The sequence below is a fragment of the Sorangium sp. So ce363 genome (genome assembly GCF_051520435.1).
Lineage (GTDB): Bacteria > Myxococcota_A > Polyangia > Polyangiales > Polyangiaceae > Sorangium > Sorangium cellulosum_B.
The window spans coordinates 2559269-2584125 of the sequence record NZ_CP150333.1 but is presented as its reverse complement, the minus strand read 5'-3'; the positions used below and the strand labels follow the sequence as shown (position 1 = coordinate 2584125).

Here is a 24857-nt window from a genome sequence, read left to right as displayed (position 1 = left end):
TCTACTCATGATCCTTTGCCTCCTTGCGCAGGGGCCGCCGGAGCCGCTTTGCCGCAGCTTTTTGCTGCATGACCCGCTCGCGGAGGTTCGTGAAACAATGTGCCTCGCACGAGGTTTGGGCCAGGTGCCTCGATAGAGCGCTCACGGTGGGGTAGGTGAAGAGATCGACCATCGGAATATCTCGCCCGAGCGAGGTCGCGAGCCTGTCGTGGACCTGCGCTAGCCGCAGAGAGTGGCCTCCAAGGTCGAAGAAATTGGCGTGGAGGCCGACCTCGTCGACGCGGAGGACATCGCGCCATATCGACGCGACGAGCCGCTCCAACTCGGTCGCCGGCCCAGCGCCGTCCGAAGCCGCGCGCGGCTCCGCGGGTTCTGGAGGAGGCAGCGCGCGGCGATCGATCTTGCCGCTCGGGTTGATGGGCAGCTCGCTCATCCGGACGAAGGTCGCCGGTATCATGTGCTCGGGCAGGTACTCTTTGAGGTGGTCTTTGAGCCTTCGCGGGGCGTCGTCGTCCTCGCCGTCCGCGAGGACGAGATACACCACGAGGCGTTTTTCGCGCACCGTGTCCTCGTGGACCGTGACGACGGCCTCCTTCACCGCGCGGTGCTGCCGGAGGATGGCCTCGATCTCCCCGAGCTCGACGCGGAATCCTCGAATCTTGACTTGAACGTCGATGCGGCCGAGAAACTCGATGTTCCCGTCGGGCAGGTACCGCGCGAGATCGCCCGTTTTGTACAGGCGACCGCTCGGCTCTACCCAGGGAGGGCTCTCGATGAAGCGCTCGGCGGTGAGGTCGGGGTGATTGAGGTACCCCCGGGCGAGCCCCTCTCCGCCGACATAGACCTCGCCGACGACGCCGATGGGAACCTGGCGCAGATGACCGTCGAGCAGAAAGACGCGGATGTTATCGATGGGCCTCCCGATCGGCGGCGGCGGGGCGTCGGTGCGCCGCTTCGAGGGGATGAGCCCCGTCGTGCTGTAGACGGAGTTCTCCGTCGGGCCGTACGCATTGAAGAGCGCGAAAGGCAGCGACGGCGGGGGATAGTCGTGTAGCCTGTCGCCGCCGGTCACCATCGCGCGGAGCGCGCCGCCTGCCGGCCATTCGAGCGGGAGGACGCTCTCGGCCAGCGGCGTCGGCAGGAAGGTGACGGTTATGGAGCTCGCCACGAGAAAGGAGCGGAGCGCGGAGGGCGCGATGCGCGTGTGATCGTCGGGGATATGGATGCTGGCTCCGGCGGCGAGGAATGGATAGATCTCCCCTATCGAGGCGTCGAACGCGGGCCCCGCGACCAGCGTGCCCCGGTCAGAGTCTGAGAGGCCGAAGAACCGGCGATACCAGGCGATGAAGTTGATGAGGCCGCGGTGCTCGATCTTCACTCCCTTCGGCCGGCCTGTCGAGCCGGACGTATAGATAATGTACGCGAGAGCGTCCCGCGCGACCTCGCCGGGCGGTTCCTCCGCGCTATGAGCCTCGATCTCCGCCCAGCCGTCGTCGAGGCAGACGACGTTCGCCGCGTGCTCGGGGAGAGCGTCGGCCAGGTGCCTCTGCGTGAGCACGGCTCTCGCGCTAGCGTCCCGCAGGGTGAAGGCCGTCCGCTCCCTGGGAAACGATGGATCCAGAGGCACGCAGGCGCCGCCCGCCTTCAGGATCCCGAGGAGCCCGACGATGAGCTCGGGGGATCGCTCGGCGCATATCGCGACCGTCACCTCGGGGCCGACGCCCAGGCTTCGCAGATGGTGGGCGAGCTGGTTGGCGCGCCGGTTCAGCTCGCCGTAGGTGAGCGTCGCCTGGGGCGATCGTGATTCATACGATACGACCGCGATAGCGTCCGGAGAGCGCGCCGCCTGCATCTCGAACATATGATGAATGCAGACCTCGCGCGAGCGGTCCACGAGCGTCTCGTTCCACAATGCCAGCTGGCGAGTCTCCGCCTCGGTCATGATCGGCAGCTCGGACAGGCGCCGATCCGGATCGGCGACGATACCCTCGAGCAGGACGCCGAAATGGTCGGCCATGCGAGCGATCGTCGAGGCGTCGAACAGGTCGGTCCGGTACTCAAAGCGGCCGATGAGGCCCTCGGGTCGTTCGTCGAGCTCGAGCGTCAGCTCGAATTTGGCCGTGAGCGTGTCCACCTCGAGCTGGCTCACGCTCCAACCCGTGGCGAGCGTCGGCATGAGCGGCTCCAGGACGAAAGCCACCTGGAAGAGGGGGTTCTGCCCGGGCGCCCGCGACGGCTGGAGCTCCTCGACCAAGCGCTCGAACGGCACGTCCTGGTTCGAATACGCGCTGAGGCTCGCGTCCGCCACGCGCGCGAGGAGCTCGCGGAAGGTCGGGTCGCCGCGCAGGCTCGTGCGCAAGACGATCGTATTGAGAAAGAAGCCTATCAGATTCTCGATCTCCGGCCGGCTGCGGCTCGCCGTCACGGTACCCACGAGGATGTCCTCTTGCCCTGAGGTGCGGCAAAGGAGGATGTTGAACGCCGTGAGCAGCGTCATGAAGAGCGTGGCGCCCTCGCGCTGCCCGAGCGCCTTGAGCGCGCGGGTGAGATCGCTCGAAATGGCGATGAGGTGCCTCGATCCGCGCGACGACTGGACCTTCCGCCGCGGCCGATCCGTGGCCAGCTCGAGCACGGGGAGCTCGCCGCCGAGCTCCCGCTTCCACCACGCGAGCTGCGCTTCAAGCCCGCTTCCGCGCAGCCATTGCCGCTCCCACACAGCGTAGTCGGCATACTGCACGGGCAGGGCGGGGAGCGTGGGGGGCCTCCCGGTCGAGAACGCCGAGTAGAGCGCCGAGAGCTCGGGGAGGAATACGCTGTACACGGAGACCGCGTCCGCGATGATATGATGTAGCGTGAGGTAAAGCCGGTGCTCGTCATCGCTCATCTTGACGAGCACGCCGCGCAGCATGGGGCCGGTAATGAAATCAAATGGGCGCAGGGCATCTCGAAGGGCGATCCTCTGCGCCTCGGCCTCTCGTTCGTCGGGAGTGAGGCCGGCAAGATCCATCACCGGGAGCTCGATCGTCGCCTCCGGGTGGATGATCTGCACCGCCTCGCCGCCCTCGACGCCGAAGGTCGTCCTCCACGCCTCGTGGCGTCGGATGATCTCGTTCAGGCTGCGCTCGAGCGCCTCCACGTCGAGCGCACCTTTGATGTGGAGGGTGGCAGGCTCGTTATACACGGGCGAGCTTGGATCGAGCCTCGCGAGGAACCAGAGCCTTCGCTGCGCGGAGGACAGCGGGAAGCTCCGACCCCGCGGGACCGGCACCACGGGCGCGGCCTCTCGGCCCGCCTCCTCGCCGCGGCGCGCCTCGATGATCTTGGCCATTTCAACGATCGTCGGCGCCTCGAACAGGGCCCGGAGCGGGAGGTTCACCTGGAACCGATCCCGCACCCTCGAAAGGATCCGGGTGGCCAGGATAGAGTGCCCGCCGAGCTCGAAGAAGTTATCCGAAGCGCCGACAGCCAGAAGCCCGAGCGCGTCGGCCCACAGAGCCGCGAGCGCCGCTTCCATGGGCGTGTGAGGCGCGACGAAGCCCGGATCGAGGTCGGACCTCGTCCTGTCAGGCGCGGGGAGCGCGCGACGGTCGACCTTGCCGTTCGACGTGAGCGGCATCACATCGAGCAGAACGAAGCTCGACGGCACCATGTAATCGGGGAGGCGGCTCTTCAGGAAGCCGCGCAGCTCCGCGGAGAGTCCGCGCCGAAGCGTCCCCTCGGAGCTCGGCGCGTGAGGGCCGGAGCTGCGATGGTCCACGACATAAGCGACGAGGTTTTTATCACCGTGGGTATCGCCTAGCGCGATGACGACGACCTCGCGCACGGAGGGGTGCTGCGCGAGGGCGGCCTCGATCTCGCCGAGCTCGATGCGGAAGCCCCTGATCTTCACCTGATGGTCGATGCGGCCGAGGTATTCGAGTTCGCCGTCGGGCCTCCGGCGCGCGAGGTCGCCCGTTTTGTAAAGGCGAGCGGAGGTACCCGTACGGAACGGATCAACGATGAACCGCTCACGGGTGAGCTCCGGCCGGTTGAGATAGCCGCGCGAGACGCCGGCGCCTCCGACGTACATCTCACCCGGGACGCCGAGGGGCACAGGCTGCATGGCCTCGTCGAGAATGTAGATCGACAAGTCCGGGATCGGAGCGCCGATCACACTCCCAGGGTTATCGAGATCGGCCAAGGACAGCGGGCGGTAGGTGACGTGCACCGTCGTCTCCGTGATGCCGTACATATTGACGAGCGCCGGCCGCGAGTCGCCGTGCCGGTCGAACCAGGGCCGGAGGCTCTGGAGCTCGAGCGCCTCTCCGCCGAAGATGACCAGGCGGAGAGCGAGCTCTCGGGCGCCGCAGGACGCCTCCTCCGCCAGGATGAGCTGGCGGAACGCGGATGGCGTCTGGTTGAGCACGGTCACGCCCTCCGCAGCGAGGAGCTCGTAGAACGCCTCGGGCGAGCGGCTCACGCAGAAGGGGACGACCACGAGGCGCCCGCCGTGGAGGAGCGCACCCCACATCTCCCATACCGAGAAGTCGAAGGCATAGGAGTGGAAGAGCGTCCAGACGTCGCGCTCGTCGAAGCGGGACCACGACCGCGTCGAGCTGAACAACCGCGTCACATTCGCGTGACTGACGACGACGCCCTTGGGCCTCCCGGTCGAGCCGGACGTGTAGATCACGTAGGCCGCATCGAAGGCGGACGCCCCGCCTTCGAGGTTATCTTCGTCCGCCTTCGGCGCGGCGGCCCAGCCCGCGTCAATGCACAACGTGCGAGCGCCGTGCGGCGGGAGCGAGCCGAGGAGCGCCTCCTGCGTTATCAGGACGGGCACCTTCGCGTCGTCGAGCATGAAAGCGAGGCGATCCGGCGGATACGCCGGATCGAGCGGCACATAGGCGCCGCCCGCCTTGAGGACGCCGAGGAGTGCGACGACCATATCGAGCGAGCGCTCCAGGCATAGCGCGACGAGGACCTCCGGCCCCACGCCGAGCGCTCGGAGGCGGCGCGCGAGCCTGTTCGCGCGCCGATTCAGCTCGTCATAGGTCATCTCCGCGCCGTTACACCGGAGCGCGACGGCGTCGGGCGAGCTCTCCGCGTGCGCCTCGAAGAGGCGATGGATGCACGGCCCTGGCGCGAGATCCGGCAAAGCGATGGGCGCCGCGAGGAGGCTCCTCCGCTCGACGTCCGTCAAGATCGGCAGCTGCTCTATCTTCCGTTCGGGCGCGGCGGTGATCCCCTCCAGGAGGATCCGATAATGGTCCGCCATCCTCGCGATCGTATCGGCGTCGAAGAGATCGATGCTGTATTCAAGGAGCCCGACGAGGCCCTCCGGCCTCTCGTCGAGCTCGAGGGATAGATCGCAGCGCGAGGTCCCGTTATCGATGTCCATGCGTGTCATCGTCCACCCCGAGTCCATGACGGGCATGGGAGGATCGAGAAGGAACATGACCTGGAAGAGGGGGTTCTGCCCGAGGCTCCGCTCCGGCGAGAGCTCTCTCACGAGCTCCTCGAACGGCAACTCCTGGTTGGCGTACGCCCCGAGCGTCACCTCGCGCACCTGATCGAGCAGTCCCCGGAACGTCAAGCTACCGGAAACGCTGGTACGCAAAACGAGCGTGTTGACGAAGCATCCGATCAGCGAGCGAAGATCCGGCCGGCCATGATCCGAGACGACCGTCGCGACGGGGATGTCTTCCTGCCCCGTATAGCGGAAGAGGAGGGCCTTGTACGCCGCGAGGAGCGTCATGAAGAGCGTCGCGCCCGCGCGGCGCGAGAGCGCCTTCAGCGCCTCGGTCAGCTCCTTTGACAGCGAGAAGTAATGGCGCGCGCCTCGGAATGTGCCGATCGCGGGGCGCGGCCGATTGGCGGGGAGGCTGAGCTTGGCGACGCCGGCCAGTTTTCGCCTCCAGTATTCCGCCTGGCGAAGGAGACCCTCCCCGCGCAGCCATTGCCGCTGCCAGGCGGCAAAGTCGGCGTATTGCAGGTGGAGAGGTGGGAGCGGTGAGACCACGCCTGCGGCGAACGCCGCATAGAGCACCCGGAGCTCTGCCAAGAAAGCGTTATAGAGCGAGACGCCGTCATAGAGGATATGGTGCAGCGCCAGGTAGAGCCTGTGGTCAGCCTCTCCCAGGCGCATCAGGGTCGCGCGGATCAGCGGCCCCTTCGCGAGATCGAACGGACGCCTGAGCTCCTCGGTCGCGAGCGTTCGCGCCTTGCCCTCCCGCTCGCCCTCGGGGAGGCTCCGGAGGTCGATCTGGGAGAGGGTGAACGCCACATCGTCGTGAATGACCTGAACCGGTCGTCCTTCCTTGAGCGCATACGTGGTCCGCCACGCCTCGTGGCGCCGGATTATCTCGCGGAGGCTCGAGGACAGAGCGGACGTGTCGACATGGCCCGGCATTCGAAGGGTGAACGGGTCATTATAGACGGGTGCGTTCGGCTCGAGCTCGGCAAGGAGCCACATCTGCTGCTGGGAGAAGGAGAGCGGAAGGTCCTCGTCCCGCGACGCGCTCGTGACCGGGGGAGGCTTCGACCTGCTCTCGTCGGAGGTGCGCGCCTCCACGCGCTTCGCGAACCGAGCGACGGTCGGCTCGTCGAGCAAGGAGCGGAGCGGCAGATCCACCTGAAGCGCGGCGCGGACGCGGGAGATGATCTGAACCGCCAGGAGCGAGTGGCCGCCGAGCTCGAAAAAGTCGTCGTGAATACCCACGCGCGCGAGCCCGAACACCTCAGCGAAGATGCCGCTCAACACCTCTTCAACAGGCGTGCGGGGCGCGATGAAGCCCTGTGCGAGCGCGGACGTGCTCCGGTTTGGAGCGGGCAGCGCGCGGCGATCGACCTTTCCGTTCGCCGTGAGCGGGAGCGCGTTCATGAGAACGAACTCGGAAGGTATCATGAAGTCGGGCAGCTTCTGCTGCAGGAAGTCGCGGAGCCGCGCGACGAGCTTGCCGGCGATCATCCCCCGGAGCGGACTGTTGCCGTAGGTTCGCCAATGCCTCCGAGAACGCGGAGGCTCGCTCCTGGCCCGCGCGCTCGCCGAGCGCGTCGCCGCGGCACCTATGCGCCGGAACACGACATCGATGAGACCTGGCGCGCCGGGCGTCGTTCGGAGGGTATGCACGTCGTAGCCGAGCTCTGCCGCGAGCTCCCATAGCTCTTCAGGATCCACCCCGCAGGCCGGCTGGCTCTTCAGAGCGAGGCGATGCTCTCCGGCCGTCTCGACGCTGCCATCGCCAGCGCTCGCGAGCCATTCCACCGTCTTCATCGCCGCCGCGACGCGCTGATCCGGGAGCCGGCAAAAGCCCACCGTATCCGGCGCGCCGCTGCCCAGCGCCTGGCGCATCTCCGGCAGCGACAGCTCCGGCTCCGATGCGTCCATCCACATCACGTCCGAGAGGGGGTTCGACGCGCTCCCCACCTCGATGATGGCGTCGTAGCGGAACATCGTTATTTCATTGTGGTGGCGCCCGCGCTTGTTCAGGATGCGCACGCCGCTCACCTGTGGGAGCCTCGCCTGGATCGCGTCGAAGAGCTCGGGGCTGACGAGCAGCTCCTCTTCCCGCTCCGCGCGCGACCACACGCGCTCGGCGAGGTCTTTGCGGGAGAGCGCGTCGGGCGCCTGGTAGAGCTGCACGGACGCGTGATAGGCAGAGAGCAGCGGGAGACTCCGCACGTCCCCGATGAAGACACGGCCGCCCGGCGCCACAGCCGCGACGGCCCCCTCGATGACACGCAAGAAATATTCGATACTCGGGAAATACTGAGAGACCGAGTTGAGGATAACAGTGTCCATCGACGCCGGCTCGATGCCGGCAAAATCATCGGCGCCTCTGTGATCGAGAGTCACGTGCGGCAGCGAGGGCGCCCTGCCTCCCGCGTTGAGCCGCTCGCGGAGGCGGGAGAGCACGCTCCGAGAGAAATCGGTGCCTGTATACCTGGTGCACGCGGGAGCGAGCCGCAAGAGGAGCAGGCCCGTCCCGCAACCGATCTCGAGCACGCGCGAGGGCTTCGTGGCGAGGATCCGAGACACCGTCCCGTCCACGAACTCCCTCATCTGTTCCTCGGCTATCGGCAGGCCCGTATAACTGCTGTTCCAGCCGACGGTATCGAACGCCGGATCCCGCGACTCGTCGTCGACTGTATATGTGTCCTCGTAGAGCGCCTGCCATTGCGACACAACCTCGCCGTCCAGGCCGCGGGGCTCATCGTCCTTCCATGTCTCGGGGTGCAGGTTCTCGACGACGTACGCGACGAGGCGCCTCGGGTCGGGCCCGTCCTCGCGGGCGATGACGACGGCTTCCTTGACGGCGGGGTGCCGCCGGAGGACCGCCTCGACCTCGCCCGGCTCGATCCGATAGCCACGGATCTTCACCTGCTGATCGATTCGGCCGAGGAACTCGATGGCGCCGTCCTCCCGGCGGCGCGCCAGATCGCCCGTCCTGTAGAGCATGTCGCTCGGATCATCGCTGAACGGGCTCGGGATGAAGCGCGCCTCGGTCAGGTCAGGCCTGTTCAGGTATCCTCGCGCGACGCCCGCCCCGCCCGCATAGAGCTCTCCGGGCGATCCTTCCGGAACCGGAGCGAGGCGCTCGTCCAGCAGATAGACCTGCGTGCCGGCGATTGGATAGCCAATAGGGACGGAGTCCCCCACGCCGGCGAGGTCACCGATCGTATAGCAGCACGTGAACGTCGTGTTCTCTGTCGGGCCATAGCCGTTGATGATCCGGCACCCATCGAGCGCCGCGGCGGCGCGTCGGACGTGGGGCACGGAGAGCACATCGCCGCCGGCGAGCAGCTGGCGCAGGCCGCGGAGATCCTCGAGCCGCTCGTCGACCATCAAATGGAACAGGCCGGCGGTCAGCCATAGCGTCGTCACGCCATGGCACCGAAGCGCCTGCCCCAGCTCCTCGAGGGACGGCTGGTGAGGAGGCATGACGACGAGCCGCCCGCCGTTCAAGAGGCAACCCCAGATCTCAAAGGTCGAAGCGTCGAACGAGAGGGGAGCGAGCGCGAGGAACACGTCCTCCGCGGTGAGCGTCACGTAGTCGGGGCCTCGGCAGAGTCGGACGACCCCTTGATGTAGGACCATGACGCCCTTCGGCTGACCCGTCGACCCCGACGTGTACATCACATAGGCGAGGTCGCCCGGCGAGACATCGATCCCTGGTCTCTCGGTGCTCTCCTGTGCGATTGTCTCCCAATCTGTGTCCAGACGGACGAGTCGGCCTGCCAGGCGGCCGACGCTCCCTTGGAGGAGGCGCTCTTGGGTCAGGACGACCGACGCCCCCGTGTCCTCCACGATGAGGGAGAGGCGGTGCTTCGGGTGGCTCGGGTCCAGCGGGACATAGGCGCCCCCGGCCTTGAGCACACCGAGGAGCGCCACGATCATCTCGATGGATCGCTCGAGGCAGACAGCGACCGGGATGTCCGCGCCGACACCCAGGCTCTGCAAGTACCGCGCGAGTTGATTGGCCTTGCGATCGAGCTGATGGTATGTGACGCATTCATTCCCGAAGACCACAGCTACGGCGTGGGGTGTGCGCTCCACCTGGTTCTCAAAGACCTCATGGATGGAATGGTGGTTGCGCTCGTCGCTCATACGCCTCCCTTCATCGATGTCCGCACCAACTGTGAGGGAAACTCGAACGCGTCAGGGGCGGTCTGGGCGCTCGCCAGTGCGCCTGCGTGTCAGCAGGCGTGAACACCCGCGGCATCAAACCGCGCCATGTTGCGTCGGACACGCTCGCGGCTATCGGGGCTGGCCGACGTCGTCACCATACCCTCTGGCGAGCATGATACTCTGGATGCCGTGCGAAACCCATTCCCGCCCTTGACCGAAGACTTCGTGGAAGCGACCACCAGGATACCACAGTGCAGCGGCACAAGGGACGGAACTTCTTGAAGATTCCGCGCAAGTGGGTGGATGTGGTGTGGGGCGCTTGTCGCGCCGCGCCGCGCCGCGTCGGAGACGAGGGGAGCGTGCTCGTCCTCGTCATTCAGCGAACAGCGACAAGGTGATTCTGGACACACGACCGCAGCGAATACGGGCGAAGCTCAGGGGCAGCACGGTCACGCCGCAATGACCACTGTGCGACCACCGTAGACGTGCTTCAGAGGGCCGTAGAGTGTTGTGGATCACCGTAGAGGGTCGTGCGCCACCCTCATAACTTCAGGAAACATGCCCCATGCGCCGAAGTAGGGGCAGGTAGGGCAGGACAGCTCCCGAGTCGAGAGCCAGGCCTGAACGTCAGGTCGTGAAGTCCGTCGCTCGGCCTCGCCCGACTCCGCGCACTGTCAGTATCGATGTCGAGGAGGCGCCTTTTCGGCTCACGGCAGGTCAACGTCTGCGTAGAACGGGACGCGGCCATACGAGCGCTCGCAGGACTCGTAGCCCCGACGGGCGTCTTCATCGCTCTCATTGAGGTAGGTTCTGCGCATTTCAGGAGAAATGCAGTCTCTGGTGGCGGCGCGAAGGGCCTGCCGAAGAGCCTGGGCAGAGATCGCCCACACCCGAGCCGCCTTGTCCGAAGCGGTGACCACGCGCTGCCCGTCGGCGCTGAACGCCGCGGAGAGAAGCGAGCCCTCATGGCCCCGGAGCACGACGGGCGCGCCGCTGCCGTCCGCGTTCCACACCCGCGCCGTCCTGTCGTGCGAGGCCGTCACCACCCGCTGCCCGTCGGCGCTGAACGCCGCGAAGCTGACCCCCGCCTCGTGGTCACGGAGCACGATGGGCGCGCCGCTGCCGTCCGCGTTCCACACCCGCGCCGTCTTGTCGTGCGAGGCCGTCACCACCCGCTGCCCATCGGCGCTGAACGCCGCGGAGAGCAGCGAGCTCTCATGGCCCCGGAGCACGACGGGCGCGCCGCTGCCGTCCGCGTTCCACACCCGCGCCGTCCTGTCGTGCGAGGCCGTCACCACCCGCTGCCCGTCGGCGCTGAGGGCCGCGGACCAGACCGGGGCCTCGTGCCCCCGGAGCACGACGGGCGTGCCGCTGCCGTCGGCGTTCCACACCCGCGCCGTCCTGTCGTGCGAGATGGTGATCACCCGCTGCCCGTCGGCGCTGAACGCTGCGGATCTGACCCAGTCCTCGTGGCCCCGGAGCACGACAGGCGCGCCGCTGCCGTCGGCGTTCCACACGCGCGCCGTCTTGTCGTTCGAGGCCGTGACCACCCGCTGCCCATCGATGCTGAACGCCGCGAAACCGACCCCTGCCTCGTGGCCCCGGAGCACGACGGGCGCGCCGCTGCCGTCCGCATTCCACACACGCGCCGTCTTGTCGTGCGAGGCCGTGACCACCCGCCGCCCATCGATGCTGAACGCCGCCGACCAGACCGGGGCCTCGTGGCCCCGGAGCACGACAGGCATGCTGCTGCCGTCCGCGCTCCACACACGCGCCGTCTTGTCGTTCGAGGCCGTGACCACCCGCTGCCCATCGATGCTGAACGCCGCCGACCAGACCGGGGCCTCGTGGCCCCGGAGCACGACAGGCATGCTGCTGCCGTCCGCGCTCCACACCCGCGCCGTCCTGTCGTGCGAGGCCGTGATCACCCGCTGCCCATCGGCGCTGAACGCCGCGTACCCGACCTCTGCGTCGTGGCCACGGAGCACGATGGGCACGCCGCTGCCGTCCGCGTTCCACACCCGCGCCGTCATGTCGTGCGAGGCGGTGATCACCCGCTGCCCATCGGCGCTGAACGCCGCGTACCCGACCCCTGCGTCGTGGCCGCGGAGCACGACAGGCGTGCCTCCGTCATTCCCATGGTCGTGGTCGCAACCGGTTTCTGCGTGCTCGGACTCATCGGCGTGAACAGGGCCACTCCCCGCGTTCCACACCCGCGCCGTCTTGTCGTTCGAGGCCGTGACCACCCGCTGCCCGTCAGCGCTGAACTCCGCGGAGTTCACCTCGCCCTCGTGGCCCCGGAGCACCAGCGGTGCTCCGCTGCCGTCCGCGTTCCACACCCGCGCCGTCCTGTCGTGCGAGGCCGTGACCACCCGCTGCCCGTCGGCGCTGAAGGCTGCGGAGCTCACCGCGCCCTCGTGGCCCCGTAGCACCACCGGCGCTCCGCTGCCGTCTGCGTTCCACACCCGCGCCGTCTTGTCGTTCGAGGCCGTGACCACCCGCTGCCCGTCGGCGCTGAAGGCTGCGGAGCTCACCGCGCCCTCGTGACCCCGGAGCACCACCGGCGCTCCGCTGCTGTCTGCGTTCCACACCCGCGCCGTCTTGTCGTTCGAGGCCGTGACCACCCGCTGCCCGTCGGCGCTGAACGCCGCGAGCACAACCGAGCCCTCATGGCCCCGGAGCACCACGGGCGTACCGCTGCCGTCTGCGTTCCACACCCGCGCCGTCTTGTCGTTCGAGGCCGTGACCACCCGCTGCCCGTCGGCGCTGAACGCCGCGAACACGACCGAGCCCTCGTGGCCCCGGAGCACCGTGGGCGTGCCGCTGCCATCCGCGTTCCACACCCGCGCCGTCGTGTCGCTCGAGGCGGTGACGATGCGCCGCCCATCGGGGCTGAAGTCAGCAAGCAACACGTCGCCCCGATGGCCGCGCATCGTGAGCATCGAAGGAGCCGAGGCCAGCACATCGCGTGTCAGATCGGTCCAGCCACGTACGCCGTCCGCGTCCCTCACCTCGAGCAGCAGCTGCACCGCTGACTCCGGCTGGTTTCGCGCCAGGAGCTCACGGGCGCCGGCCATCAGCGAGGAAGCTCGCGCTAGCGCCGCCTGGGCCGCCGCCTCTCGCTGCGCATCCTCCGCCCTTCGCGCGGCAGCTTCCGCACTCCATGCCGCGCCCCGCTGCTCCAGCGCCCAGACGAGGATCGTCGCCATCACCACCGCGGCTGCAACGGCCGCAATCGCCACCAGCCTCCGCCGCGACACACGCTCCTGGGCCGCCCGCCGCACCTCTTCCACTCCCTGCGTCAACTTGGCCTCTTCCCGCTCCCGTTCCTGCCGTCGCTCGCCTCGAGCACGACGGTAGCAGGACGCAACCTGGTACGCGCCCCGGTTCCGCCACCCCGGGGAGCGCCCCGCGCTCCGCCGAGCAGAGGTCTGGCACTGCTGCGCACGCACCGCCTTGCGACGCGAGGGGTCCCGACCGCCTGCCGGCGCTCTGTGTTGGGTGAAGGGGGAATTCCCCCGCCCTGCTGGAAAGATGGAACGACCGGCGGGAGGCACAGGCCGGGCGCGGCGTGCGCCGGTCGCCGCTGCTGCCAGAAACCACCGATGTCCCTCCCTCGGTGGTCGCATGACGACGCTGCATCGCGCTCGTGTCATCCGGCGCGGGCGCTTGCTGTGCGGTCCGCGCTCGACGTACGACGCCACGATCGCCCCCGGGAGCAAGCCCATGTCCAGACCGTCGATTCCAGCGCTCGTCACCCGCCGCGGCTGCGCCGCCGCCGCCTTCTCCGCCATCGCCCTCACCGCCGCCCCCGGCTCGGCGGCCTCGAGCCGCACGAGTTATGTCGTCGCCGAGATCACGAGCGCCAACGCGGGCCTGTCCTCGAGCGCTCGGTCCGAGAAATACGCCGAAATGAAGGCGTCCCCGTTCACGTTCTTCCGCGGCTCGAACCACCTTTACTGGAAGGATCTCGGCAGCTCGCCCCAGCTCGTCACGTATGGCGGCGCGAGCTCCACCAGGACGTGGCTGGGCGGCGACATGCACGTCAACAACATGGGCTCGTTCGATGACGACCAGGCCGACGTCGTTTATGCCGCCAACGACTTCGACGAGGCGGTCATCGGCGACTACCAGCTCGACGTCTGGCGGCTCGCCGCGAGCCTCGCCCTGGTCGCGCGCGAGAACGGCGGCTACAGCCTCGCCGACCAGAGCTCGCTCCTCGACGCGTTCACCGAGGCGTACCTCGACGCGATCGCGAGCTACGCCGGGAACAGCCAGGAGACCACACGGAAGTTCACGGCGAGCGACACCTATGGCCTGCTCGACGACTTCCTCGACGACGTCGAGGCGTCGAACAGCCGGGCCGAGATGCTCGATGATTTCACGATCAAGGTCGGCGTCGTCCGCACGCTCGACACGGGGGGCAACCCGGATCTCGCCCCGGTGACCGCGGCCGTCGACACCGACGTCCGGGGCCACATGTCGGCCTATCGCGCCACCCTGAGCGGCGGCGGCGCCGGGCTGCCGGCCGCCTACTTCGCGGTGAAGGGCGTGGCGACGATGACCCGCTTCACCCACCTCGCAGAGCAGTGGGGCGAGATCCTGGCGACGCAGCACGCGCGCGCCGACGAGGACTGGGACGCGGCGGTGTTCCCGGACTCGGTCGACGGGGAGATCGACGCGCTCACCGACGGGGATCACGCAGGATTCCGCGCCAAGGTCCGCGCGATCGCGCTCGACTACGCTGACCAGGTGGCGCTGGATTACGCGAGCTTCTGCGCCAGCTTCTGACCGGCGCGCAGACGGGATCCGGCTGGACTCAGGCGGACCGCCGCCGCCGGGGAGCCTCCTGCACGAGCGGCTCGAGACGGCCCGCGCCGGCGAGCCGGACGATGCTGCGAAAGCGCGGACACTCCATGTGGCTCGGCGCGGAGCACGCCGCCGCGTGGCGCAGGCCGTCGCGCAGGGCGACCAGGCGCTGGATGGTCCGGTCCAGCTCCTCGGCCTTGGCCGTCAGCCGCTCTCGCTCGATGCGCGGCCGGCCGTCGGGCGAGAACATCCGGGCGATCTCGTCCAGCGAGAACCCCGCCACCTGGCCGAGCGCGATCAGCGCCAGGCGCTCCAGCACCCCGGGGTCGAACAGGCGCCGCAAGCCCCGCCGCCCGGTGGACGCGATCAGCCCCTTCTCCTCGTAAAACCGCAGGGTGGAGGCGGGCACGCCGGAGCGCCGAGCCACCTCCGCGATGTCCAGCTGCTTCACGCTTGACCTCAAGTTGACTTGAACTTGCAGACTACGGCACATGAGTTCCGACTGCAAACCCAAGGAGACACCTATGTCAGAAGCCCATCAGCCGAATCGCGACCAGGCCACGCTGTGGAACGAGGCCAGCGGGCGCACCTGGGTGGAATTGCAGGAAGTGCTCGATGGCATGCTGGCGCCGCTCGCGGCGCCGCTCATCGACCAGGGCTTCCCCGGCGACGGCGGGCGCGTCCTCGACGTCGGCTGCGGCGCGGGCGCCACGTCCCTCGCGATGGCCCGGCGCCTCGGGCCAGCGGGCCTCTGCCTCGGCGTGGATATCTCCGGGCCGCTCGTGGCGGCCGCCAGGGCACGCGCCGCCGCCGAGGGGCTGGCGTCCGCCGCGTTCGTCCAGGCGGACGCGCAGACCCATGCGTTCGAGCAGGGCACGTTCGACGCGGTGATCTCGCGCTTCGGCGTGATGTTCTTCGACGATCCCGCGGCGGCGTTCGCCAACATCCGGCGCGCCGCCCGGCGCAAGGCGAAGCTCTCGTTCGTGGCATGGCGCAGCGCGGACGAGAATCCGTTCATGACCGAGGCCGCGCGCGCTGCGGCCCCGCTCCTGCCGAGCTTGCGCGTCCCGGACCCCGACGCACCCGGCCCGTTCGCCTTCGCGGACAGAGAGCGGGTGCAGCGGATCCTGGACGCGAGCGGCTGGACCGACGTCGACATTCGCCCGATCGACGTGCCGAGCGGCGTCGCGGAGAAGGACCTGCTCGCCTACGTCACCAGGCTCGGACCGGTGGGTCAGGCGCTGCGGGACGCGGACGAGCCGACGCGCGCCCGGACGGCCCAGGCGGTTCGCGCTGCCTTCGACGCGTACGTCCAGGAGGGCGCGGCCCGCTTCACCGCAGCCTGCTGGCTCGTGAGCGCGCGCGCCTAGAGAAATCCTGCCAGAGCAGCCGGTCGATGACGAGCCGTCGCCCGGCGCGCCGCGCCCGGCGACGGGCCGAGACCGACATGCCGCGCGTCGCGAGGCGCCGGGCCGCACCTCAACCAAGATCGCCGGTGAAGCGGATCGGCACGCGAAACGCCGCGAACATGGCCTTCACGTGCCTGGGTGAGAAGAGCGCGCCGAGCGTCGTGTCCTCGACCCCGCGGCGCTGCACCAGCTCGTGGAGCTCGAGCAGCGAGTACGCGCAGAAGAGCTCGAGGCGCTTTCCGATGTGCTTCAGGATTCTGCCGCGATTCCTGTAATACGGCGCGTAGTCGCCCTTGTACCGAAGATCGAGCGCTTCGATGCGGACCTCGTACTGCACGTAGGAGCGCTCCCCGAGCGCGCGATTGCAGAGGAGCTCGGCTTCGACGTGCGCGCCGGTGTCGTCCACCACAACCCCGGGCCCATCCCCGAAGACCCAGAGCCCGTCGAAATGGGGCGCTTCGGCCTCTCGCGGCTCCTCGTGCGTCTTCGGGTGTCCGGGCGACACGGAGAAGCACGCTCGAAACTCGTCGCGTATCTCGGCGCTGCGCGCGCAGAGCGCCTCCATCTGCCGCTCTTTCGGAACCGAAAACAGTTTGGCCGTTTTGCCCATGAGCAGTGCTCCTCAGAGTTGTCTCGCCCGCAGCCCGAGAGTGCCCGATTCAGAACCTCCCATTCTACCCGATCGCAGAGGGCTGCGAGCGCCGAGCCAACGCGTCCCTGGCCGCTCCTCGTCCAGGCTACGGGCGGATCAGGTCACCGCGCCGCGCCGGTGGAATTCCGGCTTGTCCCAGGCGCCGCTCTCCAGAAGGTCGCGCATCGCTTCCACCGCATCCCAGACGTCGACGAAGCGGGTATACAGCGGGGTGAAGCCGAAGCGCATGATGCGCGGCTCCCGGTAGTCGCCGATCACGCCACGGGCGATCAGCGCCTGCATCACCGCGTAGCCCTGCGGGTGCTCGAAGCTGACCTGGCTGCCGCGGCGGGCGGCGTCGCGCGGGGTGACCAGGGTGAGCGGATGCTGGCCGCAGCGGGCTTCCACCAGCTGGATGAACAGCTCCGTCAGCGCCAGCGACTTGGCGCGCAGCGCGGCCATGTCGGTATGGCGGAAGATGGCAAGCCCGCACTCCACCAGCGAAAGCGCCGTGATCGGCTGGGTGCCGCACAGGAAGCGGCCGATGCCGTCGGCGGGGGTGTAGGCGGGTTCCATCGCGAACTGCCGGGCATGGCCGAACCAGCCGGACAGCGGCTGCCCGAAGCGGCTCTGATGACGCGGCGCCACCCACAGGAAGGCCGGCGCGCCGGGTCCGCCGTTCAGGTACTTATAGGTGCAGCCGACGGCGAAGTCGGCCCGGGCGCCGTGGAGGTCCACCGGCACGGCGCCCGCGGAATGCGCCAGGTCCCACACGGTCAGCGCGCCGGCTGCGTGCGCGAGCGCCGTGACGGCGGCCATGTCGTGCATGTAGCCGGACTTGTAGTTGACGTGGGTGAGCATCAGCACCGCCACGTCGCCGCTGATCGCCTGCGGCAATTCCTTGGGCGAGTCGATCAGGCGTAACTCGTAGGCTGCGCCGCCCATCTTCAGCAGCTCGGTCAGGCCCTCGGCGATGTACAGGTCGGTAGGGAAATTGTCGCGTTCCGACACGAGCACCCGGCGCTCGGGCGCGGTGCTCTGCTGATGGCGCAGGGCGGTGGCCAGCACCTTGAACAGGTTGATGGACGTGGTGTCGGTGACCACCACTTCGCCGCTGCCGGCGCCGATCAGCGGCGCCAGGAGGTCGCCCAGGCGGCGGGACAGGTGCACCCAGCCGGCCGTGTTCCAGCTACGGATCAAGCCGTCACCCCATTCCGCTTCGATCACTTCCCTGACACGGGCCAGCGACGCCTTGGGGAGGGCGCCCAGCGAGTTGCCGTCCAGGTAGATCACATCGCCCGGTAGCGCGAACTCGTCACGCAGGTGGCGCAGCGGGTCGCTTGCATCGCGGGCAAGGCAGGTGTCGCGGGTGGTTCGCAGGCTCATGTCAGGCGTCCTTCGGTTCCGCGGGGCAGGGTTGCGCAGCATGGCACGGACCGGACTGGCGCCCAGGTGGCCAGTTGGAGCGGCAGGGCGATCCGTCCGTGGTCGCGAAACTACCGTTCGCCGAGGCGGGCGGCGAGCGCCTCGGCGAGCGCGGGGAGCCGCGCCGGCGGCGACGCCGAGGCCGCTGGTCGTCGCTCATCCAAGGTCAGGGTTGGATGGTGACCTTGGTCCCGACCGGCACGAGCGCATAGAGCACATCGACATCCTCGTTGGTCAGGCCGATGCAGCCGTCGGTGGGCCCCCAGAGCTTCTGAAGACCGGCGGCGTTGGCGAGACGGATCCAGGCGCGCGCCAGGCCGGCGAGGCGGGGGTCGCTGCCGTGGATGCCGATCGCGCCTCCCGGCTTCTCGATGCCCTTCGCGCGGGCGCGATTCAGGTCATCCACGTTCGGGTACGAGACGCCAAGGAAACGATAAAACCGCTTGCTCTCGCGCTTGCCCGTACTGGAGCAGCGCGACCACGGCCGCGCGCCCGCACGTGAACGAGCTGGTAACGGCGCGCTCACCTCGTCCGCTTCAGCGCCGCCTTGAGCACGTGCTCCGCGATGAGGTAGCCGAACCCCTCGCCCTCGATGCGCCGGATCAGCTGGTCGCGCGTGGTCCGGAGCGCCGACGCCGTGGCGTTCAGGTTCCACCCGTGCGCCGCGAGCTGCTGGAGGAGCCGGGCGCGCCTCACCTGCCCCGCCGCGAGCCGGTACGTCTTCGCGTACTCCAGCGTGCCGTCCTCGCGCACGATCGCCTCGCCGATGTGGTTGTCCAGCGACGGATCGAGCTCGGTCATGAACCGCTGCAGCGAGAACGGCCCCGCCCGGTACACGCGCTCCGCCGCGATCGGCCGGCCGAGGAGCCCCGCGGCCGTGTCCACGTGCAGCGCGCCGGCCTCCGCCCGCGCCCGGCCGAGCGCGGCCCGCAGGTCGTCGAGCGAGCCGATCTGCGCGGCGTCGAAGGTGTGCTCGAGCGCCTGGCTGTCGCCGTTGTGGCGGGCCGCGTAGAGCAGCGTCTGCTCGTAGAAGTCCTCGATCAGCGTGCGGTGCAGCGCGCGGTAGTCGTCGGGGTGCGACACAACGAACACCGACGCGAGCAGCTCGCCGACGAAGAGCAGGACGCCGCACTGGCCCTCGTGGATCTCGAAGACGCGCAGCGCGTCCTCCAGGCTCGGGATCGCCCGGCCGGAGAGCGATACCTCGGTGCGCGGGTCGAGGCCGCGGGAGATGGCCCGCCGCGAGTACTCGGACCAGGCGATCTCGGGGGCGTTGAAGTGCAGCGCGAGGAAGCCCTCCATCGCGAGGTGCAACGGCAAGAGGCGCAGGCGGTTCCGCTCGGCCGGGTCCTCGCCGCGCGCCTCGCGCCGGGCCATGCGGTGGAGCAGCTGGACGCCGCAGCCCCACCTGCTGAGCGGGTTTCGGACCTCCGGCCCCGCGAGCGCCGCGCCGTAGGACGCGACCGGCGAGCCGTCCTCGGTCCACCCGATCACGAGCGCGTGCGGCACGTAGGAGCAGTAGGCCGTGCCGTCACCGAGATCGACGATCGACCAGGCGTCCTCGTGTCTGCGGCCGGCGATGCGCAGGTCGTCCCGCGGCGCGTCCCGGAGGAGCGGGACCAGGCGCACGCCCGCGAAGACCTGGGCGTGCGTCGCGGAGAGGCCCCGGAGCGAGAGCGATCGGAGCAGGGCCGGCGCCTTGGCCATCAGGGCACCTCGAGCGCCGCGGCGGGCGCCTCTTCTGCGGGCTCGGCGGCTGCTGCCGGCTCCACGGCGTCTGCCGGCTCCACGGCGTCTGCCGGCTCCACGGCGTCTGCCGGCTCCACGGCGTCTGCCGGCTCCACGGCGTCTGCCGGCCCCGCATCCGCAGCTGGCTCCGCGGCGCCCGGCGTCCGGGCGTGCCGCGAGAGCAGCGTGGCCGCGCGCTGCGCGAGGTAGCGCTCGAGCTCCGCGAGCGGCGCCGTGCCCTCGGCAAAGCGGGCGAAACCGAGGACCGTCGGCAGGTCCTCGGCGTCGCGCAGGCCGACCGTCGGGATCGACGGGCCGAGCGCGCGGGGCGCGTAGCGCTCGCTGTCGAACACGGGGTTGATGTGGACGATCGACGTGCGCTGCCCCGGATCGAGCCGCGCCCGGAAGCAGCGGGCGACCTCGGCGGCGGCGCCGGGCGGGTCGTTCTCGAAGCCGTCCGAGAGGACGACCACCACGTCGGGTCGCCAGGCGAGCGCGTCGAGCAGCGGCGTCGCGAGATCGGTCTGGCCGCGCGCGCCGACGAGGATCTCGTCGGGCGTGGGCGCGGTCCAGAAGGCGCGGTACTCGCGGGCGGCGGCGCGGAGCAGGTAGCTCACGCCGAGCGCGACGGCGAGCGGGCGGCGGCGCTTCTCGCTCGATCCGGACGCCGAGTAGCTCCGGTCGAGCACGGCGGCGACGCGCCCGAGCGCCGCTGGGCTCTTCCTGAGCGCGCGGGCGGCGGCGCGCTCGAGCGCCGCGTGGAGCTCGTCGCGGCGCTCGCGCCGGACCTTCTCGGGCAGCGAGAGCGCATAGAGCGCGACGCGCGTGAGCGGGGCGCGGCCGAGGTCGACGGCGAGGTCGACGTCCTCGCGCCCGGCGGCGCGCTGGAGCCGGAGGCGCTCGCCCTCGGTCATGCGCGGCGCGGCGCGGCGCAGGAGCTCTTCGCGAGAGACGCCGCGGGCGGCGGCGAGCCCCTCGGCGACGGTCAGCGGCAGGTCGAAGATCGCCTCTTTCGCGTAACGCGCCTGCCGCGCGCGCTCGAGGAGCGGCGTCTCGAAAGGCGCGCGACGCCCGGGCTCGAACAGGAAGGGCCCGACCTCGCCGGGGAGCTGGAGGTGGGCGTGCACCGCGAGCGCGCGGAGGTGGGCGCGGTACTTGACGGCGTCGAACGCCGGGTCGGGCCGGCCGGCGAGGTAGCCGCGGATGACGGCGCGCGCGCGGCGGTTGTTCACGCGGCGCTCCCGGAGCTCGCGCAGCGCCCGGAGCGCGCGCTGCGGCGGGAGCTCCCGGAGGGCCGCCGCGATGAGCGAGCCCTCCTCGCCCCGGTCGGGAGCGGGCGTCTCGGCGCCGGTCGCGAGGAGGTTCACGGCGATGCGCGCCTGGTTGAAGTGGTTGATGCCGGCGGCGAGCGTGCGCGCGTAGAGGCGGCGGTAATTGCCGAGGATGTACTCGTGGAGGAACTCGATGGAGACGGCCTGGCCTCCGGAGGTGCCATAGAACTCGGCCTGCCCGGTGCACGCGAAGCAGGCGTTGATGAACATGACGAGGTCCTCGCGCTCGACGCGCTCGGTGTGGAAGCGTGCGGGGGGCGCGGTGGGGGCGGGGGGCATGGCAAAGAGCCGCCCGGGGAATGGTGGGGCGATCAACCTACGACAGTTTCCAGACTGGGATCGGAAATCGCCCCGGAGTCCCACGGGCGGCAACCGGCAGCATACACCTGGAGGGGCACCTCGAAGGACAAGATCTCCCTTGACGACAAGATCATCGCTGGCAGCGCTGAACGTCTCCACCCTGCCTGCCATGTCTTCGTCCCCCGCTCCGAATTCAGTCAGGGCAAGGGTGGCGAAAAACGGACAGACATCCACCTCACGAAGCAGGCCCTCATCGCCTGGGAGGGCACGAAGCCTGTGGTTGCGACCTTGATGTCCCGCGGACTCCTTGTCCCTTGATCGCTTTCCCCGAGGGAGGCAACGCGGCGTGTGGGGCGCGAGCCGCCCCTGGCACGCGTGCCCGCACGGAAAAGTTCTTGGTACAGCGTCACTTTTCCAAGAGGAGGCGAATCGAAGATTTCCTATGTCAACAGGCACGTGCGGCGTGGCTGTACGATGAGAACGTTCACACGGGGCGCTTGACATTCGGATCGCATTTGGATTCTCTAGCCCTTCGGATCGAGTTTGGATTTCCTCGCCCTGTTGCTCCTCGGAACGCCTGAGGCGTAGTTTTGCATGCCAGCTGCTGCGTGGTGCGCGACCCGTGCGTCGGCACGTGCCGCTTGCTTGGGACACCACGGTGACAATGCCAAATGCGCCAAAGCGCTTGTAGCGCGGTCCATGGAACTAGCGCGGGCCATGGAACTCGAGTTTGACTTTTACGCACGTTGGAGGTCCTCATGCCCTCAAAGAACTGGCCTGCCGTCCTTTCGCTCTCGGTCATCTCTGTCCTCCCCGCCGCGGCGTATGCCAGCGACCCCGCTGACCTTCCCCTTCCGCCCAGGGGCTTCGATGCCAGGGACGCGAGCATTCCCCATGGGAAGGTGGACGTCTCCGTCAGCTATCCGACCCGAAATTACGGAATGCGGAAGGTGACGGTTTATATGCCGCCGGGGTATTCGACGAACCAGAAATACCCTGTCGTTTACCTGCATCATGGAATCGGCGGCAATGAGGTTTCCTGGATCGGCCAGGGGAGCAACGAAGGCAATGCCGACAATATCATGGACTATCTGTACTCGAAGCAGATGGCCAAACCCATGATCGTCGTGATGCCCAGCGGCAAGATGGACGGAGCGGACGATTTCGCGCGCTTCGCAAACTTCGGGGACGTCCTGCTCAACGACCTGATCCCCTGGGTCGAGAAGACTTATTCCGCTGCCACCGATGCCGATTTGCGGGCCATCTCCGGCCTGTCAATGGGCGGGGGGCAGACCTTCAACTTCGGGTTCCCCAATACCGATGTCTTCCATTACATCGGACCGTACTCGGCTGCGCCCAATACCCAGCAGCCAAGTCAGACCATCAAGGATGTGGCTGCGGTCAAGAACAACGTGAAGCTCATCTTCATCTCTTGCGGCAGCACAGACGGCCTGATCGGCAATAGCAGAAATTATCACGACTTCCTGGATCAGAACAACATCGAGCATATTTACCAGATCGAGCCGAACGAAGGCCATACCAAGACCGTCTGGAACCGCAGCTTTTACAACTTCGCCCAACGCATTTTCCTCGACGGGGGCGCGACGGGCGCCGGTGGGGCGGGCGGGGCCGGTGGGGCCGGTGGGGCGGGTGAGACCGCGGGCAACGGCGGTAGCGCAGGGGACGGAAGCGGAAACGGCGGTAGCGCAGGGGACGGGAGCGGAAGCGGCGCAGGCGCAGGGGACGGAAGCGGAAACGGCGGGGGCGTGCCCGCAGGTGGTGCCGTCACGACAGGCGGTTCTGCAACGACTGGCGGGCAGGTTTCGAGCAGCGCGAGCGGCGGCACCGACCAGGGTACGCCTGCGACGGAGGACTCTAGCTGCAGCGTCTCGGTCCCCGGGTCCGAACCCGGAACGCCGCCTTGGCGCTTCGGGATCCATCTTGCGGCGATCGGAGCCATGCTCTTCGGAGCGCGAGCAAGACGGAATCGAGGCTGAGCGGCCGAGCGTCGCTTCGAAGTCGATCTCGCCTTCGTCGGGCCAGGGTCCTGCGGTCCGAGATAGGCCGGACACGCGGGATGCAATCGGATCTCGTCCGAGAGCTTGTTCGAAGCGTCCTCGCTTGGACGAGCTCAGCGTGGCGTGTAGAGGATCTCGGCGACCCACGAGAATTCGGTGAAGTTCACCGGTGGAATCCGCAGCCGATGCTGGTGAAGCATGGCAAGGAGCGCCCGGGGAATGGTGGGGCGATCAACTACGACAGTTTCCAGACTGGGCTCGGAAATCGCCCCGGAGTCCCACGGGCGGCACGGGCAGATTACGTTGGGAAGGGCGCCTCGCAGAACTGGCTCGAGGGGGCGCCTCGCAGAACTGGCTGGAGCGCCCGCGCGATGCGGCGCGCGGAGCCAGTTTCCGACGTCGGCGTGAGACCATCGGAAGCGCGCCCACATGATACCCTCGCGCCGGCCAGTGCGCGGTCGGGGCTCCCTCTCTCTGCTCGCAGCATTCCTCCTCCACGCGGGCGGCGTCATCGCGGCTCGTGTGCTCGTGCCGGAGGGCCTCGAGGCGCCGGCGCGGGCCGGCGCGAGCGACCAGCTCGAACCGCTCCTGGTGCTGGACACCGATGTCTTGCTGGACGAACGCAGGACGCCGGAAGCCCGTGCGACGGAGCCCCGCCAGGTCCTCGCCCGGGCAACGGGCGTCGATCCCGGCTTCTCGCATGCCGCGCCGAGAGAGCGCGGCCGAGCGCTGTCCGAGGCGCCTCCTGCGCGAGCATCGCGCTCCGGCGCGGCGACCCACGATCACGCGCCGCCGGACGCGGCTCACGCGCTGCCGGACGCCGCCCACGCGCCGCCGGAGGCTGCCCACGCGCCGCCGGACGCCGCCCACACGTCCCCGGGCGCGCCCGACGCGCCTCCCCCCGCCGCGGCACCTCCAGGCCTCGGCGGCGCGCCGATCTGGGCATTGCCAGGTGTCTTACCGGTGGAGCCTCCGGTGCGTCCCCGCGCTGCCGAGCGCCCCCTCGCCCCGGTGCGCCCCGTCCCGGAGCGCTCCGCACGGAGCGACGCGGCCAAGGACGGGCGACAGCCGGTCCTGGTCTTCCCCGCGGCGGGCGTGCTCGCCTCTGCTGTCGCGGAGGAGGTGTCGTCGTCCGCCGTGCCGCCGGACTCCGAGAGCTCGTTCGAGCTCACGCTGGACGCGAAGGGACGGCTGGTCTCGGTGCGCTTCCTGGAGGCGAACACGGGGAACGGCGACGACTTCCGGCGCGTCGCCCAGGCCGTGTTGAAGCGCTTCTCCGCGCGTGCGCTGGCGATGAACGGCGACTTTACCGCCGGGAGCAGGGTGACGGTCCACGTGACCAGCCGGGTCGTCATGCCGGATGGGACGTCGCACGGGATCCCGACGCCGACGAAGAAACCTGGAGACGGCAGGTCGATCATCCGCGAAGACTCGCTGGACGATCGCTTCAGGTCGCCTCATCTCGCGCCGTCGCCCGGCGTGAAGCTGCCCAAGCTGACGTTTCTCTTCGATCTCGCGAACATCGGCGCGCAGCGCCGGAGGGTCGTCAGCACGCGGGTCGAAGCGGTGCCCGCCGCGCCGCCCTAGCGCGAGCAG

At 69.0% G+C, this 24857-nt stretch carries 12 protein-coding genes; 4 read left to right on the top strand and 8 right to left on the bottom strand.

What is annotated here, in order from left to right:
* Position 1: 1 nt before the first annotated feature.
* The gene (locus tag WMF12_RS10050; RefSeq protein ID WP_437870336.1) at positions 2 to 9589 is read right to left on the bottom strand and encodes an amino acid adenylation domain-containing protein; all 9588 of its coding nucleotides are present in this window, start codon (positions 9587 to 9589) and stop codon (positions 2 to 4) included.
* Positions 9590 to 10317: 728 nt separating this feature from the next.
* Entirely contained in the window at positions 10318 to 12687 is a 2370-nt protein-coding gene (locus tag WMF12_RS10045) for a WD40 repeat domain-containing protein (protein ID WP_437870330.1), read from the bottom strand.
* 649 nt (positions 12688 to 13336) lie between these two features.
* Between WMF12_RS10045 and WMF12_RS10040 the strand changes: the two genes are divergently transcribed.
* A complete protein-coding gene (locus WMF12_RS10040; RefSeq protein WP_437870328.1) occupies positions 13337 to 14401 on the top strand; it encodes a DUF2252 family protein in 1065 nt (354 codons plus the stop codon).
* A 28-nt stretch (positions 14402 to 14429) separates the two neighbouring features.
* Here the strand turns inward: WMF12_RS10040 and WMF12_RS10035 are convergent, their stop codons facing one another.
* Positions 14430 to 14870, bottom strand: a complete 441-nt coding sequence (locus WMF12_RS10035) for a helix-turn-helix domain-containing protein (RefSeq protein WP_437870326.1) — start codon at positions 14868 to 14870, stop codon at positions 14430 to 14432.
* A gap of 73 nt (positions 14871 to 14943) precedes the next feature.
* On the opposite strand from WMF12_RS10035, the gene WMF12_RS10030 reads away from it, so the two are divergent.
* Positions 14944 to 15789 (top strand): class I SAM-dependent methyltransferase, encoded by an 846-nt coding sequence (locus tag WMF12_RS10030; RefSeq protein WP_437873844.1) that lies wholly within the window; start codon positions 14944 to 14946, stop codon positions 15787 to 15789.
* A gap of 109 nt (positions 15790 to 15898) precedes the next feature.
* Here WMF12_RS10030 and WMF12_RS10025 read toward each other — a convergent pair whose 3' ends face one another.
* The 5 genes from WMF12_RS10025 to WMF12_RS10005 form a co-directional block, all read right to left on the bottom strand.
* Complete coding sequence (locus WMF12_RS10025) at positions 15899 to 16393, bottom strand: hypothetical protein (protein WP_437870324.1); 495 nt, start codon at positions 16391 to 16393, stop codon at positions 15899 to 15901.
* A 183-nt stretch (positions 16394 to 16576) separates the two neighbouring features.
* Positions 16577 to 17839 (bottom strand): kynureninase, encoded by a 1263-nt coding sequence (gene kynU / locus WMF12_RS10020; RefSeq protein WP_437873843.1) that lies wholly within the window; start codon positions 17837 to 17839, stop codon positions 16577 to 16579.
* 211 nt (positions 17840 to 18050) lie between these two features.
* A complete protein-coding gene (locus WMF12_RS10015) occupies positions 18051 to 18410 on the bottom strand; it encodes a L,D-transpeptidase family protein (RefSeq protein ID WP_437870323.1) in 360 nt (119 codons plus the stop codon).
* On the bottom strand, positions 18407 to 19591 hold the full coding sequence (locus WMF12_RS10010; protein ID WP_437870320.1) for an ARPP-2 domain-containing protein: 1185 nt from the start codon (positions 19589 to 19591) through the stop codon (positions 18407 to 18409). The genes WMF12_RS10015 and WMF12_RS10010 overlap by 4 nt, the downstream gene beginning before the upstream one ends.
* The gene (locus WMF12_RS10005) at positions 19591 to 21222 is read right to left on the bottom strand and encodes a hypothetical protein (protein WP_437870315.1); all 1632 of its coding nucleotides are present in this window, start codon (positions 21220 to 21222) and stop codon (positions 19591 to 19593) included. Before WMF12_RS10005 ends, WMF12_RS10010 begins: the two co-directional genes overlap by 1 nt.
* Before the next feature lie 779 nt (positions 21223 to 22001).
* On the opposite strand from WMF12_RS10005, the gene WMF12_RS10000 reads away from it, so the two are divergent.
* On the top strand, positions 22002 to 23240 hold the full coding sequence (locus tag WMF12_RS10000) for an alpha/beta hydrolase (RefSeq protein WP_437870314.1): 1239 nt from the start codon (positions 22002 to 22004) through the stop codon (positions 23238 to 23240).
* Between the two features lie 543 nt (positions 23241 to 23783).
* Positions 23784 to 24848 carry a hypothetical protein gene (locus tag WMF12_RS09995; protein WP_437870312.1) on the top strand — a complete coding sequence of 355 codons (1065 nt, stop codon included), beginning with the start codon at positions 23784 to 23786 and terminating at the stop codon, positions 24846 to 24848.
* Positions 24849 to 24857: the final 9 nt, after the last annotated feature.